Here is a 15,903-nt window from a genome sequence, read left to right on the forward strand (position 1 = left end):
TTTGCGACTTCCTTATGTTAACATCTTCGTTTTTCGATGTCAACTAAGTTTTTCATTTTCTTTTTTGTCGTTTTCTGCATTTCCGCATCAGCGACGTTTATTAATATATCATGCAGTATATGTAGGGTCAATACTTTTTATAAAAAAATTTCACATCCCGTTAAAAGCTTTAAAAAAACATCTCCCCCAACATCATCTCTCCCCATTCATTCTTTACACATAGCTACACTCCTTATCATTTTACTAAGTTTATATACGAGTGAAAATTCTAAATTTTATGTTATATTATTATTATAGGAGCGTGGTGAGAATGAGCATTAAGCATTCAAACAAAATCAATAAAATTCGGACCTTCGCATTAAGTTTAGTATTTATCGGCCTCTTCATTGCATACTTAGGAGTCTTTTTCCGTGACAACATTATTATTATGACAACATTTATGATGGTCGGCTTCTTGGCCGTTATCGCTAGTACTGTTGTTTACTTTTGGATTGGTATGTTATCTACTAAGACCGTACAAATTATTTGTCCAAGCTGCGATAAACCAACAAAAATGCTTGGTCGTGTCGACGCATGTATGCATTGCAACCAACCTTTAACACTCGATCCGGGTTTAGAAGGAAAAGAATTTGATGAAAAGTACAATAAAAAAAGCTATAAAGGATAACATGCACTTCGATTAGTACTTTTCTTCATCTCTATATAATAAAGAAAGAGGTCGACGTAGCCGTCGACCTCTTTCTTTATTATATATTACGCCTTATGACACTCTGGACAAACGCCATAAATTTCTAAGCGATGACTATTAATAACGAAGCCTGTCGTTTTCGCAGCTTCCTCTTCAAGCTGTTCCAAACCTCCACAAGGAAAATCAACAATTTTACCACATTTTTCGCAAATCACATGGTAATGTTGACTTGTAACATAATCAAATCTACTTGAAGCGTCTCCATAAGTTAATTCCTTTACAAGTCCAACTTCTTTAAACACACGTAAGTTATTATAGACAGTTGCAACACTCATATTTGGAAACTTACCTTCTAATGCTTTATAAATGTCATCCGCTGTTGGGTGCGTCATTGATTCCACAAGGTACTCTAAAATAGCATGACGCTGTGGAGTAATGCGTACACCCGTATTTTTCAGCATTTCTAGCGCTTCTTTTAATTCTTCTTTGACCACCGTCATGCACCCCGATTCTATACGGATTATTATTTTATAATTCTTATAAAGAGTGTACTCTTTTTCTTATAAACCGTCAATATTTCTACTATAAGTATGTGGTTTATTTTTGTATCTAGCCTTATTCTTATGTACCTTCCCCCATTCCCTATACATTTACATAGAAAAAAGTGCGACATAATCGCACTTGGAATACTATCATCTGAGGAGGTATGCCCTACACCTTCACTTTATGTATCGCAAGAAAATATGTATAGACGCATGCCTTACATATTTATTTTTTCTCCACATTAATATAGATTTATTTTATATAAGAAAGAACGTCCTCAATATGTCCTTTCACTTTCACTTTACGCCATTCTTTCACAAGTTCACCATCTTTATTGATAAGGAATGTAGAACGCTCGATTCCCATGTACTCTTTTCCAAAGTTCTTTTTCAACTTCCAAACATCGTACAATTCTGCTACTTTATGATCTTCATCTACTAAAAGTACAAATGGAAGCTCATGCTTCTCGATGAATTTCATATGTCTGTTCACCGAATCAGGACTTACACCAAGGATGACCGTGTCCTTCTCTTGGAATAATCCATATGCATCACGAAAATCACATGCTTCAGTTGTACACCCTGGAGTCATATCTTTCGGGTAAAAATATAAAACTACATTTTTACCTCGGAAATCAGCTAAGTGAATTTGTTCTCCGGTACTTCCCTCTAATGTGAATTCCAGTGCCATTTCTCCTACTGTGATCATTGCTATCACTCCTTTTCTTTTCTATTACTATAACAAATGCTACCTTATTTTTCATTGTCCATTACAGTCCTTACCACAAAGGCAAACGGTAATGTATATCCAATTAGTGCTTCTCCAATTGCAATCCATCTTCCGATTCCAATCGGAGCTATATCACCATATCCAACGGACAATAAAGTAACCGCGCTAAAATATAAACATATTTCAACGAGTTGAAAGGAATGGGCACTTAGCCTATCCCCATCTTCTTTCAAAACTGCAAAACCCATTTCCTCTAGCACAACATAACTTAATCCAAACGCAATCAGTACCGTTGTATAAATTAAAAACAACGTAGCTAAATTGTACAGCGAAAAGAAACGATTGGAATTTGAATATGAACTCCATAATAATTGGACACTTCTCAAAATAGCGATTGCTGCAATTAATAGAATAAATCCCCATAACATGTCCTCCACCTCATTTTATATGTATGAGGACTATAGCTGATTTATCCCTTAGAAACGACAAGCTTCTATAATTAATTCCCTGCACCACGATATCGTTTAACCCCTTGATTCCAGAGGGTAATTGCAATAGTAAAACAGATAACACCAACAATTGGCGTTGCGAAAGCATAGCTATTCCACTCTGTTTTTCTTAAAAAGTATGCTGCTGGATATACCCCAACAAATGCAAATGGTAAAACAAACGTTAAAACAAAGCGAATAACACGGTTATAAATATCAACAGGGTAGCGTCCATAATTCCCTATGTTATACATAAGCGGCATAATGGAGCTTTTCGCATCCGACCAAAAGCCAAGACTTGCAAGCGTAACAAATATCCCGCCGTACACAAGTGCCCCTCCCCCTACCATAAGTGGGAATAAGAAGAAATCATACCAGTAAAAAGATAATTGCAGCTCCATTGCTGCATAACCCATCACAATAATCCCCGTAATAGCTCCAATTAAAGATTCAAGTTCCATTCTTTCTAATATAATTTGAAATAAACTATGAATCGGTCTCGTTAATATACGGTCCATTTCTCCTTTAATAATGTAACGATCATTAAAGTCCCATATATTAAAGAAAGCTGAAAAAATAGCAAACGGTACTAAAAAGAAACCATAAATAAAGATTACTTCTTCTCGGCCCCACCCTTTTAGTGCTTGAGTATGCCCAAACACGACGAGAATGAAGATTAAATTAACAGCTTGTAGTGATAAATCCGAAAGTAATCCGACGATAAAATCGCCACGATACTCCAATTTTGTTTTTATATATTGACTTGCATATTGCAAAAATAATTTTATATATATCATCTCGTCATCCCCCTTGTACGATTAGACGTTTTCTCGCCGTTTTCCACATCAGTACAATTGGAATAATAAGTATAATTGCCCACATCACTTGAAATAATAAAGCTTCATATAACTTACTTCCTTGTATACCTTCAGAGAAAATCATACTCGGAATATAACTAATTGCTTGAAACGGCAAAAACACCATTGCTTTTTGGGCCCATAACGGATAAAAACTAATCGGTAATAATAAACCAGAAAATAAATCAATCACGACACGTTTCGCATACATAATTCCACTATTATTAAATAAGAAGAATGTAAGCATCCCTGTCATTAAATTTATTTGTGTATTAATGATGAAACTAAATATTAAAGATAAGAAGAAATATAACCACGTTTGAAAATTTGTTGTAATTTGTAATGAAAATAATAACGTAACAATAACCATACCTGGAATTGAAAAGAAAGCAAAACGAAATATCCCTTCTCCAAGACCTTGCATAACTTTCATACCTAAATAGTTATACGGACGAATTAGCTCTACCGCCACACGTCCTTCCTGAATTTCCATCGCAATTTCTCTATCTATATTATTAAAATAAAAGGCACGTGCCATCCATGCGATCGCAATATACGTAGTCATTTGTGAAATAGATAAACTTTCAATATTCTCTTTCCCGCTATAAATTGCTTGCCATAAAAAATAATACGCACCAATGTTAATCGTATAAATTAAAATCCCGCTGTAATAATTTGTACGATAAGCAAGCATCATTAAAAAGCGAATCCGAATCATTTCAATATACTTACCCATGCATAATACCTTCTTCATAAATGTTACGAATAATTTCCTCTGTAGACACTTCGTTAATTTTCAAATCTTTAATTTGAAAGGCTTGTACTACTTTAGAAATCAGCATGGAAATGATAACTTCTTCATTCGGTATTTTTGCAACCCATGCGTTTTCTTCTTTCGCTTTTGACCAAACGACATGACTATCAGGCATAACCATTGATAACGCCTGGTGTGAAACCGGAGCAACAAACTGAAAATGTATTTCCTTCTCCGCTCCCCACTGCGTGCGAAGGTTATCTAAAGATCCATCATACATAACGCTTCCTTCATCAAGCATAATGACGCGCTCACATAAAGCTTCAATATCAGTAATATCATGTGTTGTTAACAAAATTGTTGTTTTATAACGTTCATTCATCTCTTTTAAGAATTCTCGTATTTTCAATTTCACAAGAACATCTAGCCCAATTGTTGGCTCATCTAAAAATAATAACGGCGGATTATGAATTAATGCTGCCGCTAATTCACAACGCATTCTTTGACCAAGAGATAATTTTCGTACCGGCTTATCTAATAAAGGACCAATATCTAATGTTTCAATAACATGCTCCATATGTTCCTTATACTGAGCGTCTGATACACCGTACACTTTCTTCAATAAACGAAATGATTCTTGTACAGCGATATCCCACCAAAGCTGCGAACGCTGGCCAAATACAACACCGATTGTTCTTACAAATTCTTCTCTCTGTTTGTGTGGATTCATTCCATTCACTGTAATTTGTCCTGATGTCGGAGTCAAAATCCCTGTAAGCATTTTAATCGTCGTTGATTTACCAGCACCATTCTCACCAATATAACCAACCATTTCACCTTGCTTTACAGTAAAAGAAACATCATTTACTGCTGGTACTATTTTATAATTACGATTTAATAAATCGCGAAATGCACCTTTTAAGCCCGGACGACTTGAATAGGCTGTAAACTCTTTACGTAACCCTTGTACCTCAATTACCGATTTCATAATCGGACCCCCTTCCTAAATGTCACAACGAATAGTTTACCCAACTGCTCCTTCTATCACAAACAATACGTCTTTTCAAAAAACATGTTAGAATAATACATAGATTTTTGTAAGGAGATGAATTGTAGTGAATTTCACGAAATCAGAAGCGTTACATAAAGAAGCTTTAGAACATATCGTTGGTGGTGTTAATAGTCCTTCTCGCTCTTTTAAAGCAGTTGGAGGCGGTTCCCCTGTTGCAATGGAACGTGGGAAAGGTGCTTATTTCTGGGATGTAGATGGAAATAAATATATCGACTATTTAGCAGCGTATGGCCCTATTATTACTGGACATGCTCACCCACACGTAACAGAAGCAATTAAAACAGCGGCTGAAAACGGCGTACTATACGGTACTCCAACAGCATTAGAAGTAAAATTCGCAAAAATGTTAAAAGAAGCAATGCCTGCTTTAGATAAAGTCCGCTTCGTAAACTCTGGTACAGAATCCGTTATGACAACCATTCGTGTCGCTCGCGCTTACACTGGCCGCACAAAAATTATGAAATTCGCCGGTTGTTACCACGGTCATTCCGATTTAGTACTTGTAGCAGCTGGCTCTGGTCCTTCTACTCTTGGAATTCCTGATTCAGCTGGTGTGCCACAAAGTATCGCTCAAGAAGTTATTACTGTTCCATTTAATAATGTAGAGACTTTAAAAGAAGCGTTAGATAAATGGGGACATGAAGTAGCAGCTATCCTTGTAGAGCCAATCGTTGGAAACTTCGGTATTGTTGAGCCAAAACCTGGCTTCCTTGAAAAAGTTAATGAACTTGTTCACGAAGCTGGCGCACTAGTAATTTATGATGAAGTTATTACTGCTTTCCGCTTTATGTATGGCGGCGCTCAAGACTTACTTGGCGTAACACCAGATTTAACAGCACTTGGTAAAGTTATCGGCGGTGGACTTCCAATTGGTGCTTACGGTGGTAAGAAAGAAATTATGGAACAAGTTGCACCGCTCGGCCCTGCATACCAAGCTGGTACAATGGCCGGGAACCCTGCTTCTATGGCATCAGGTATTGCCTGCCTAGAAGTACTTCAACAAGAAGGTGTATACGAGAAATTAGATGCACTTGGCGCAATGCTTGAAAAAGGAATTTTAGAACAAGCTACAAAACATAACATCGACATTACAGTAAACCGTCTAAAGGGTGCATTAACTGTATACTTCACGACAAATACAATTGAAGATTACGATGCAGCAAAAAATACAGATGGTGAAATGTTCGGTAGATTCTTCAAGCTGATACTTCAAGAAGGTATTAATTTAGCACCTTCTAAATATGAAGCATGGTTCTTAACGACAGAACATACAAAAGAAGATATTGAATATACAATTGAAGCTGTTGGCAGAGCATTTTCTACCCTAGCGAACAATAAATAATCTCTTCATTCAAAAAGGAAAAAAGAAAGCACATCTTTCTTTTTTCCTTTTTTCTATTTCATAAATCCCTCATTAATAGTATAATTATTCATAATTATCTGTTTTATATTCTTTTATATCCTTACTATCCCTGTATATAAGGCTGATTACGCCTTGAATAGTAAGATTATTCAAAATTCATTTTCCAGAGGGGGGATTGACGGATGCTCAATAAAAAAAATAAATGGACACCGTCTTTATTTCGGAATTATAAAAATGCAGAACATGATGCGTGTGGAATCGTTTCCGTTATGGAGAAACGAAGAATTCCTACAAAAGAAAACATCGACCTTTGTATACAATCGCTAGTCAAAATGAATCATAGAGCCGGTTTCATTAATGGCGAAGGAGATGGTATCGGGATTCATATCGATATGCCAAAAGCACTTTGGAATGAAAAATTGAAAAGTAGCGGATATAATCCAACGATTGTGGATCATCCCCACTTTATCGTTGGACATTTTTTTCTAAACAAAAAAGAAAACATTGCTGAGTTAAAAAATTACATTCGTACGCAACTACACAATGAAAACTTTACAATTGTTCTTGAAAATGATGATGTAATAAACTCAGATGCACTCGGTCCTCTTGGTAAACAAGAAGAACCTTTCTTTTGGCAAATTGCCCTTATCGCCGAAAGTGAAGTTAAAAATATTGAACAAACATTATTTTCTGTAACAATAAAAATCGAAGAAAATGAAGCAATTCATGTTGCCTCATTAAGTCATGAACATGTTGTATATAAAGTTCTCGGTGCTGGCGATACACTCGTTGCTTATTACAATGATTTACAACACCCACTTATCGCTTCAACTATGACACTGGGACATAATCGCTATTCTACTAATACGTTATCTAATTTTTTTCGTGTACAACCATTTAGCATTCTCGGACATAATGGCGAAATTAACACGATTGCAAAATTACGCGATCAAGCTGAAATGATTAATGTACCACTTACTGCCGGGGGTAGTGATTCCCAAGATTTAAACCGCACCTTAGAAACCCTTCTTGTTCAGTATAACTACAGTTTATTTGAAGCAATGGATATATTATTTCCACCAATTATTAATGAAATAAAACTTTACGAAACAAACTTACAAAACTTATACACTTATATACGTGAGGCTTGGGGGCATTTCGCACAAGGTCCAGCTGGTATTATTTCACGTTATAAAGATGAAGCTGTTTTCAGCGTTGATTCTCTTGGATTACGCCCAGTTTGGAAAGTAGAGACAGAGAGCTCCTATATTTTCTCTTCTGAACCTGGAGTTGTATCACCAACTGAATATGTAGCAGAGCCGAAACCACTCGCTCCTGGAGAAAAAGTTGGATTAAAATGGAATGAACAAGATGAGCTCGTTCTCTATGAATACGACAATTACCAAACCCAAGTATATAACCGTTTTAAGAAACGAATCGATGTTACCAATTATCATTTAAACTTATCTATCCCTGAAATGAAAGAAACCCAGGGATTATGTGATTCTGTTCAAGTTGAAACGAAGCAATACGTTGCTTTCGGCTGGGATCGGGAACATATTCAGCTCCTTGAACAGATGGCAACAAAAGGCGTCGAACCAATTCGGTCACTTGGGCATGACTCACCACTTGCCGCACTTGATACAGATAGACGAAACATTGCTGATTTCATTAAGGAAAGTGTGGCCGTTGTTACAAATCCAGCAATCGATCGTGATCGAGAAGTCGAACACTTCTCCACACGTACTGTACTCGGAGAGCGTCCGGGTTTATTAGATAACTCTAAACAACCATTTATAATCGAGATGCCCTCACCCATTATTTTAGAAGGGAATTTAGCTCAATCTATCGCGGCAGACTCACACACGATTACGTACGAACAACTTATACAGCTATTCATTACTCATAGCTCTGTCTCTACAATTTCTGTTACATTTAGTCCATCAGAAACTCTACAAATCGCATTAAATAGAATTAGTTCCGAAGCGATAGCAGCCGTTAAAAATGGGGCTTCCCTACTATTATTAGATGATGCTAAATCTCATCAAAATGGACTATTATGGATTGATCCACATTTAGTTACTGCTAAAGTACATCAAGCATTAACTGAAAATAAATTACGCCGGAAATGCTCTCTCGTTATACGTTCCGGTGCCCTTCGCTCCTTACACGATATCGTCACACTATACGGATTAGGGGCAGATGGTATTAATCCATATTTATTGTTCGCAACGGTAAATGATGGAACAAAAGCACCAATTGCTAATTTGTATACTGCACTTAATAAAGGACTAGAGAAAGTAATTTCAACGATTGGAATTCATGAATTACGCGGTTACGGTCGCCTCTTCTCCTCTATCGGATTACATGAGGAAATCGCAAATATATTACAAATTACAAACTTCTGCGGTTCAAATAATTTAGCTTTTTCACTTGAATCACTTGCTGAAGATGCAAAAATTCGAGCTGATGATTATAACAATCCAAAAGTTAGAATGAGAAAATCATTTCATATATTCCCGCGGATTTGGAAAGCAATTGGTGATGTTGCAAAAGGAAACTCTTATGATGATTACCGCGACAAGTTAAGTGAATTAGAAGAAAACACTCCCATCTCAATTCGGCACCTTGTTCAAACAAAACAAGCACAGCATGTAGTTCCGACTGAAGAAGTGTCCATCAGCATTCACAATCATGATTTACCATTTATTATTAGTTCTATGTCATTTGGTTCTCAAAATGAAATTGCCTTTCGCGCGTATGCAGAAGCTGCCGATCAGCTAAATATGATTAGTTTGAACGGTGAAGGCGGCGAAATTAAAGATATGATTGGTAAGTACCCACATACACGCGGACAACAAGTTGCATCTGGCCGATTTGGAGTAAACGCTGAACTACTAAATTCATCAAATTTAATTGAAATTAAAATCGGTCAAGGAGCAAAGCCTGGTGAAGGTGGACATTTGCCTGGTTCAAAAGTGACTGCCAAAATTGCGGAAGCACGTAATGCTACAATTGGTTCGGATTTAATTTCACCTTCTAACAACCATGATATTTATTCAATTGAAGACTTGGCTCAAATGATTACAGAAATTAAAACGGCTAATCATTTTGCAAAAGTAGCTGTAAAAGTTCCTGTCGTTCCTAACATCGGAACAATCGCTGTTGGTATCACAAAAGCTGGCGCTGACTTTATTAACATTAGTGGATTTGATGGCGGAACAGGCGCTGCGCGTATTCACGCATTGCAACATGTAGGTCTTCCTGTAGAGATTGGTGTTAAAGCTGCTCACAATGCGTTACTAGAAGCAAATATGAGACATAAAGTAGAAATTTGGGCAGATGGCGGTATTCGAAGTGTAAATGACGCCTTAAAAATCATGCTCCTCGGAGCAAACCGGATCGGATTTGGCACATTATCAATGATTGCAATTGGCTGTACAACTTGCCGTGGTTGCCATCTCGATACGTGCCACGTCGGAATTGCAACACAAATTGAATCTGAAGCTCAAGCGAAAGAACATGGACTGCGCCGTTTCGTTCCACGTGAATTAGAAAGCGCAGTTACAGGGCTATTAAGCCTATTCACTACTTTCGGTACAGAATTGAAACGTTTAACAGGGCAGCTCGGTTACACAAACTTACAAGATATTATCGGACGATCGGATTTATTAAAACAAACTCGAGGCAAGGACTTATTAGACTTAAGTAATTTAATACAAACGATAGAAGATTCATCCGTGAAAATAACGGCATCTGTACAAGAAGAACAATTTGAAACAACAAATTCTCTCCAGTCAAAAGAATTAGTAAGCGTCGGCGTAGAGCAACGCGTAATGGGCGGTCTAGAATCCTGTTATCGTATTCGGAGCAAATTATATGAAAACACTCATCTTGAACCACTTACATTAAAGTATACAAACGGATCTGTTCCCGGAAACGGATTAGGCGCGTACAATAGCGAGAACTTATTTATACACGTAAATGGCGGCGCGCAAGACGGAATTGGGAAAACTTCATTTGGCGGTGGCATTTATATAACGAAAGCAAAAGGAAAAGATGGAACATATTATAACGGTTCTGTCGGAAAAGGATTTGGATACGGCGCCCAAAAAGGTGCATTATACGTGCAAGGTAACGCTGATGCTCGTGCTGGTATTCGCCTTTCTGGAGCAGATATGATAATTGGAGGCAGAATTACAAAAACACTCCGCGAAAAAGAACAAGGAAATATCGGAGTATATTCTAATATAAAAGGATTTGCTTTTGAATATATGACAAATGGTCGTGCTCTTGTTTTAGGAGATCCTGGTCCATGGATTTGTGCTGGCATGACTGGTGGTGTTGTTTATTTACGTCATGAGCCAAACTTAGGTTTAACAGAACACGCTTTAAAAAGAAGGATTGCTAAAGGTGCAAATGTAACTTTGCAGCCAATTAGTAAAAATGGTTTGCAAGATGTGAATGAATTATTATTAGACTACATTCGTGTATTAAATGAGCATGAACAATATGAAGAAGTCGCTTTGTTAACACCATTATTAGATGCTATCCAGCTCCACTTCTATGAAATTATCCCGAAAAAAGAACAGGCTGATCCATCTATTTCAACTGAATGATATGTACAATATTTATTTTCATAAAAAAAATTGACGAAGCGAGCATCGCATAGTAATCTAGAATAACAATTTGAAACCTGCTGAAATTCAGCAGGTTTTTTTATTAAAGAATCGATGTTTAAAGAGAATTTGGAGAAATTATAAATTGATTGTAATTTATTTATTAAACTTTTTAACGTCACTAAAATATCACTTGCTAACATATTGTAATGAATGTATAGTATCATGTTGTACATTCATTATGACAAGAGAAAGGATATCAATAAGGGTATGAAACTTGGTGCTCGCATTTTAAAAACAGGTATTGCCATTACATTAGCTTTATTTGCTTGTATTTTACTTCAATTACCGAGTCCAGTATTTGCGGGAATCTCAGCTATCTTTGCTGTTCAACCGTCTGTATACCGCTCGTATTTAACAGCTCTTGAGCAAATTCAAGCAAACGTAATTGGTGCGATATTCGCTATCGTATTTGCTACTGCTTTTGGACATAATCCTTTTATTATTGGATTAACGTGTATATTAGTAATTTCTCTTACTTTACAATTACGCTTAGAAAAAACAATATCAATCGCTTTAGTAACAGTTATCGCCATTATGGAGTATCAAGGCGAAGATTTCTTTAATTTTGCCTTACTTCGATTCGCGACGATTATGATTGGAATTATTGCGGCTTCGCTTGTAAATTTAGTATTTATGCCGCCAAAATATGAAACAAAACTTTACCATCGCATCGTTGATAATACAGAGGAAATTGTTAAATGGATTCGTATGAACAGTAGGCAAGCTTCTGATTTTACAACGCTAAAAACCGATATTGATCGCATGAAAGAAAAAATGATTAAACTAAATCATTACTATTTGCTTTATAAAGAAGAAAGAAGTTACACGAAGAAAATACAATTCGCAAAAATTCGTAAGCTCGTTTTATTCAGACAAATGTTAGCGACAACAAGCCGCGCTTTAAGCACGTTAAAGTCATTACATCGCACTGAAAATGAACTGCGCTATATGCCAGAAGAGTTTCAGGAATCTATTCAAAACGAACTTGATTCATTAACGCATTATCACGAACAAGTGTTATTAAAATTTATTGGTAAAGCAAAGAAACAACAATCCGTTGAGATGCTTGATGAAGTTGAAACAGGTAAACAAGAATTGATTGATATCTTTATGGATTATCAAAATAAAGACGATGAGGAAGCATATAAAATATGGTTACACCTCTTCCCTCTTATTTCTTCAATTATTAACTACAGTGAGGAAGTAGAGCATTTAGATTTACTTGTGGATAGCTTCTACACATACCATAAGCCAGAAAGCGAACTCAAAATCGAAGATAAAAAAGAAGACGAATAAAAAACAGCTCCTTTTACGCTAAAGGAGCTGTTTCTGTTATATGTTGAAGCTGATATAAATTGTAATAAAATCCTCTTTTTTTCATTAACTCTTCATGAGAACCTGTTTCTTTAATTTCACCATCTTCAATGTAAATAATCGTATCAACATGCGTAATCGTCGCCAATCGATGTGCGATGATAATCGTCGTCCGATCAGCAGCTAACGTCTGAAGCGCCTGTTGAATATATCGTTCATTTTCTAAATCTAAAGCAGAAGTTGCTTCATCTAATATAAGTAACGATGGATTCTTTATAAAAACTCGTGCAATTGCTACACGTTGCCTTTGTCCACCAGATAACTTCACACCGCGTTCCCCAACAACAGTATCATAACCATCTGGCAACTCGATAATAAAATCGTGAATTTGCGCAGCTTTGGCAGCTGAAATCACTTCTTCCTCTGTAGCTTTCGGATTCCCATATAAAATATTAGCTCCGATTGTATCGCTAAATAATAAATTATCTTGTAGTACAATTCCAATATGACTACGTAAATTTCTCGTATCATACTTTCTTACATCTATCCCATCTACATAAACTGCGCCTGAAGAAACATCATAGAAACGCGGGATTAAACTAGCAAGAGATGACTTTCCTCCCCCACTCGCTCCTACAAGTGCTACCTTCTCTCCTGGCAACATAGTTAACGAAAGGTTATGTAATATCTCTTTTTCATCCGAATTGTAACGAAAAGAAACATTATCAAATATAACTTCACCATTTAATTTTTTCGTTCGTACCGCATTTGGTACATTAACAATATCGTATTTTTCATCCAGCAGTTCAAATACTCGATCCATCGATGCGAAAGACTGTGTTAATGTTGTAGATGAATTAACAAGGCGGCGGAGCGGACTATATAAACTATCCATATATCCGACAAAGGCAACCATAGTCCCTAATGTTAACTGCCCCTGAATCACTTCATATGCTGCAAAACCAATAACAAGTAATGGACCTAAATCCGTTAACGTATTCACTGCCGAAAACGTTCTCGCCGTCCAACTCGTATGAGTTAGTGCTTTCGTTAAAAATTCATTATTTCTCTTTTCAAACTGTCCTCTTTCATACTCTTCTAATGCAAAACTACGTGTCACTTGCATCCCTTGAATACGCTCATGTAAATACCCTTGCATAGTTGCTAACGCTTGTGAGCGCTCTTTCGTCAATTTTCGAAGGCGCCCGAAAAAATATTTCACTGCAACTACATAAATAGGTAAGATTAATAAAGCAACAAAAGTTAATTTTATATTCATAGAAAACATAACGATAATAGCAATAACAATTGTTGCAGTATCTAACCAAACATTCATAAGACCAGTAATTACAAAGTCCTTCGTTTGTTCTACATCATGGATTACACGTGAAATAAGCTCCCCTGTTTTTGTGTTCGAATAATAACGTAAGCTCAATTTTTGCAAATGCCCAAAAATGTATTTTCTTAAATCGTATAGTATTGTATTGGCAATGCGCTGCGCGAAATATTGACGATAATATTCTATCGGCGGTCTTACTACTGCAAAAATAAAAAAAGCAATCCCAATTGCGGTTATTAATTGAGACGTTTTTTCTTGAAGCGATCCCGTGCCTTGAATAACATCATCAATAATATACTTTAATAACCATGGCATAATAAGTGGGATACCAAACTTCACAAGACCAATAATAATTGTAATAGCAATAAGCCATCGATATGGTTTAACAAATTGTAAATATCTTTTTATACCTTGCACATAATTCCCCCTCTAATAGGACAAACCTGCCGGGAAATTCCCTGCAGGTTTGTTTTAATTTCTGTACATTAAATATCTTTCATACCACATATCTACGAAATCCGGTGCAAATGGACCTTTTCTTTGATGAATCCACTGTGTTAAATGTGCTACATTTCGTTTTAAAATTGTATCAATAACAGGCGGATACTGCATGATTTGGCTATGCTTCTCATACTCATCTTCATCTAAAAGTGTATATGTCATATCCGGATACACTTTAATATCTAAATCGTAATCAATATACTTTAATGCCTCAGAGTCATATGCAAAAGGAGAACTTAAATTACAATAATAATATACTCCTTCTTCCCTTAGCATTCCAATCACATTAAACCAATAATTGGCATGAAAGTAACAAATCGCAGGTTCGCGAGTAATCCATGTTCGGCCATCTGATTCCGTAACTACTGTACGATCATTCGCTCCGATCACAAGACTCTGCGTCCCTTTTAAAATCGTTGTCTCTTCCCACATTCTATGAATGGAGCCATTATGTTTATAACTATGTATTTGTACCTTTTCTCCTTCTTTGGGAAATCCCATATATGCTCCCTTCTTTCAACTGCAAATGCCATTCTTAAGTTGTCTTAACTACCCCTTGAACTGCATTCACTTTTTTTCTATTATAACTTTTTTGTCAAAATTTTAAAACTAAAGCGATAGGATACTTGTTTTCATGAGGAATATAATGAAGTTTGTATTATTGAATACCACATCACCAACCCTTTTAATAAAGGAAAATCCTCTATGAGTTATCAATACGTATTTTAGAAGATTAAACGAAGATATAACAAAAAGAAAAGTCCCCTCATCTCTGTTTAAGAAAGGACTTTCCCCTAAAATCAACAACATATCTCACCCTTAATTTTAAATTATTTTTTCGGTTTCAAAAGATTGAATCACATTATTCGTTTGCTGTTCAAATTTTTCATGCAAAAGTTTTAATGCTATTTCTGTTCTGTATATTTCTTGACGGATAAAATGCAATTCTTTTTTATCGCACGTATTCCTTCCACTCATTTCAATTTGCTGATACTTCTCTAAATGTGATTGCAACTTTAAAAGCTCATCCATCGTTTCCAACTGCTCTCCTACCAACTTATCAAAATCGTTCATCACTTACCCCCTTTTTGATTCATTCGCCAGTTATAATTCCTATTACATATTTCTAATCGTGAACTTCTTTCTCCTTTGACTACATTTGTTGACTTATTAGAAGTTATGTCGTTCCCTTTATTTTCATTACAGTGACACGCACACAAAGAAAACACTTCTCTCGAACGGAGAAGTGTTTTTCCTTCATTACTGATTTGAGCTAGAAGATTGTGATTTTTTTGCAGCTGCTTGTGCATTTGCTTGTTTCACTGCATGCACATCTGTTTCAGTTGCAAACTCTGTACCATAACTAGCATTTGCACTTTGAGCACCGGAAGCTTGTGCTTTCTGTGCCTCTGATTGTGCGTTTGCTTGTTTTACTGCTTGTACATTCGTTTCAGTTGCAAACTCTGTACCATAGCTAGCATTTGTACTTTGAATGCTAGCACCAGAAGTTGCCTTATTATAACCTTGTTGTTTTTTACTCATCTTTCTCACCTCCACAACCAATAATGTAACC

Annotated in this window: 14 protein-coding genes; 4 read left to right on the plus strand and 10 right to left on the minus strand. The window is 36.2% G+C overall.

The annotated features are described in order from the left end of the window. Positions 1–310: 310 nt before the first annotated feature. Complete coding sequence (locus tag FT637_RS24675) at positions 311–667, plus strand: YgzB family protein (RefSeq protein ID WP_193648537.1); 357 nt, start codon at positions 311–313, stop codon at positions 665–667. 86 nt (positions 668–753) lie between these two features. On the opposite strand, the gene perR is transcribed toward FT637_RS24675, so the two are convergent. The 6 genes from perR to FT637_RS24705 all read right to left on the minus strand — a co-directional run bounded on the left by perR (position 754) and on the right by FT637_RS24705 (position 5,047). Further along, on the minus strand, positions 754–1,182 hold the full coding sequence (gene perR, locus FT637_RS24680) for a peroxide-responsive transcriptional repressor PerR (RefSeq protein WP_193648538.1): 429 nt from the start codon (positions 1,180–1,182) through the stop codon (positions 754–756). A 301-nt stretch (positions 1,183–1,483) separates the two neighbouring features. Next, complete coding sequence (bcp, locus tag FT637_RS24685; RefSeq protein WP_193648539.1) at positions 1,484–1,939, minus strand: thioredoxin-dependent thiol peroxidase; 456 nt, start codon at positions 1,937–1,939, stop codon at positions 1,484–1,486. 44 nt (positions 1,940–1,983) lie between these two features. Next, a complete protein-coding gene (locus FT637_RS24690; RefSeq protein ID WP_002091112.1) occupies positions 1,984–2,388 on the minus strand; it encodes a potassium channel family protein in 405 nt (134 codons plus the stop codon). A gap of 71 nt (positions 2,389–2,459) precedes the next feature. Continuing rightward, positions 2,460–3,245 carry an ABC transporter permease gene (locus tag FT637_RS24695; RefSeq protein ID WP_193648540.1) on the minus strand — a complete coding sequence of 262 codons (786 nt, stop codon included), beginning with the start codon at positions 3,243–3,245 and terminating at the stop codon, positions 2,460–2,462. Positions 3,246–3,249: 4 nt separating this feature from the next. Then, complete coding sequence (locus FT637_RS24700) at positions 3,250–4,041, minus strand: ABC transporter permease (RefSeq protein ID WP_193648541.1); 792 nt, start codon at positions 4,039–4,041, stop codon at positions 3,250–3,252. Next, entirely contained in the window at positions 4,034–5,047 is a 1,014-nt protein-coding gene (locus FT637_RS24705; protein WP_193648542.1) for an ATP-binding cassette domain-containing protein, read from the minus strand. Before FT637_RS24705 ends, FT637_RS24700 begins: the two co-directional genes overlap by 8 nt. 127 nt (positions 5,048–5,174) lie before the next feature. On the opposite strand from FT637_RS24705, the gene hemL reads away from it, so the two are divergent. The 3 genes from hemL to FT637_RS24720 all read left to right on the plus strand — a co-directional run bounded on the left by hemL (position 5,175) and on the right by FT637_RS24720 (position 12,472). Continuing rightward, positions 5,175–6,473 (plus strand): glutamate-1-semialdehyde-2,1-aminomutase, encoded by a 1,299-nt coding sequence (hemL, locus tag FT637_RS24710; RefSeq protein WP_193648543.1) that lies wholly within the window; start codon positions 5,175–5,177, stop codon positions 6,471–6,473. A 203-nt stretch (positions 6,474–6,676) separates the two neighbouring features. Continuing rightward, the gene (locus FT637_RS24715) at positions 6,677–11,113 is read left to right on the plus strand and encodes a glutamate synthase-related protein (RefSeq protein ID WP_193648544.1); all 4,437 of its coding nucleotides are present in this window, start codon (positions 6,677–6,679) and stop codon (positions 11,111–11,113) included. A 270-nt stretch (positions 11,114–11,383) separates the two neighbouring features. Beyond that, on the plus strand, positions 11,384–12,472 hold the full coding sequence (locus FT637_RS24720; protein WP_193648545.1) for an aromatic acid exporter family protein: 1,089 nt from the start codon (positions 11,384–11,386) through the stop codon (positions 12,470–12,472). Between the two features lie 13 nt (positions 12,473–12,485). On the opposite strand, the gene FT637_RS24725 is transcribed toward FT637_RS24720, so the two are convergent. From FT637_RS24725 to FT637_RS24740, 4 genes are all read right to left on the minus strand, one after another. After that, on the minus strand, positions 12,486–14,246 hold the full coding sequence (locus tag FT637_RS24725) for an ABC transporter ATP-binding protein (RefSeq protein ID WP_193648546.1): 1,761 nt from the start codon (positions 14,244–14,246) through the stop codon (positions 12,486–12,488). 54 nt (positions 14,247–14,300) lie between these two features. Continuing rightward, positions 14,301–14,831 carry a DUF402 domain-containing protein gene (locus FT637_RS24730; RefSeq protein ID WP_000506627.1) on the minus strand — a complete coding sequence of 177 codons (531 nt, stop codon included), beginning with the start codon at positions 14,829–14,831 and terminating at the stop codon, positions 14,301–14,303. Between the two features lie 324 nt (positions 14,832–15,155). Further along, entirely contained in the window at positions 15,156–15,404 is a 249-nt protein-coding gene (locus FT637_RS24735) for a YgaB family protein (protein ID WP_193648547.1), read from the minus strand. A 186-nt stretch (positions 15,405–15,590) separates the two neighbouring features. Further along, complete coding sequence (locus tag FT637_RS24740) at positions 15,591–15,872, minus strand: gamma-type small acid-soluble spore protein (protein WP_193648548.1); 282 nt, start codon at positions 15,870–15,872, stop codon at positions 15,591–15,593. Positions 15,873–15,903 lie beyond the last annotated feature (31 nt).

The sequence above is a fragment of the Bacillus cereus genome (assembly GCF_015071065.1).
Taxonomy (GTDB): domain Bacteria; phylum Bacillota; class Bacilli; order Bacillales; family Bacillaceae_G; genus Bacillus_A; species Bacillus_A cereus_BA.

Bases quoted from the DNA above. Each gene is read 5' to 3' on its own strand.
- FT637_RS24675 (WP_193648537.1), top strand. From the start codon at position 311: ATGAGCATTAAGCATTCAAACAAAATCAATAAAATTCGGACCTTCGCA.
- bcp (WP_193648539.1), bottom strand. From the start codon at position 1,939: ATGATCACAGTAGGAGAAATGGCACTGGAATTCACATTAGAGGGAAGT.
- FT637_RS24690 (WP_002091112.1), bottom strand. From the start codon at position 2,388: ATGTTATGGGGATTTATTCTATTAATTGCAGCAATCGCTATTTTGAGA.
- FT637_RS24695 (WP_193648540.1), bottom strand. From the start codon at position 3,245: ATGATATATATAAAATTATTTTTGCAATATGCAAGTCAATATATAAAA.
- FT637_RS24700 (WP_193648541.1), bottom strand. From the start codon at position 4,041: ATGGGTAAGTATATTGAAATGATTCGGATTCGCTTTTTAATGATGCTT.
- FT637_RS24705 (WP_193648542.1), bottom strand. From the start codon at position 5,047: ATGAAATCGGTAATTGAGGTACAAGGGTTACGTAAAGAGTTTACAGCC.
- FT637_RS24715 (WP_193648544.1), top strand. From the start codon at position 6,677: ATGCTCAATAAAAAAAATAAATGGACACCGTCTTTATTTCGGAATTAT.
- FT637_RS24720 (WP_193648545.1), top strand. From the start codon at position 11,384: ATGAAACTTGGTGCTCGCATTTTAAAAACAGGTATTGCCATTACATTA.
- FT637_RS24730 (WP_000506627.1), bottom strand. From the start codon at position 14,831: ATGGGATTTCCCAAAGAAGGAGAAAAGGTACAAATACATAGTTATAAA.
- FT637_RS24735 (WP_193648547.1), bottom strand. From the start codon at position 15,404: ATGAACGATTTTGATAAGTTGGTAGGAGAGCAGTTGGAAACGATGGAT.
- FT637_RS24740 (WP_193648548.1), bottom strand. From the start codon at position 15,872: ATGAGTAAAAAACAACAAGGTTATAATAAGGCAACTTCTGGTGCTAGC.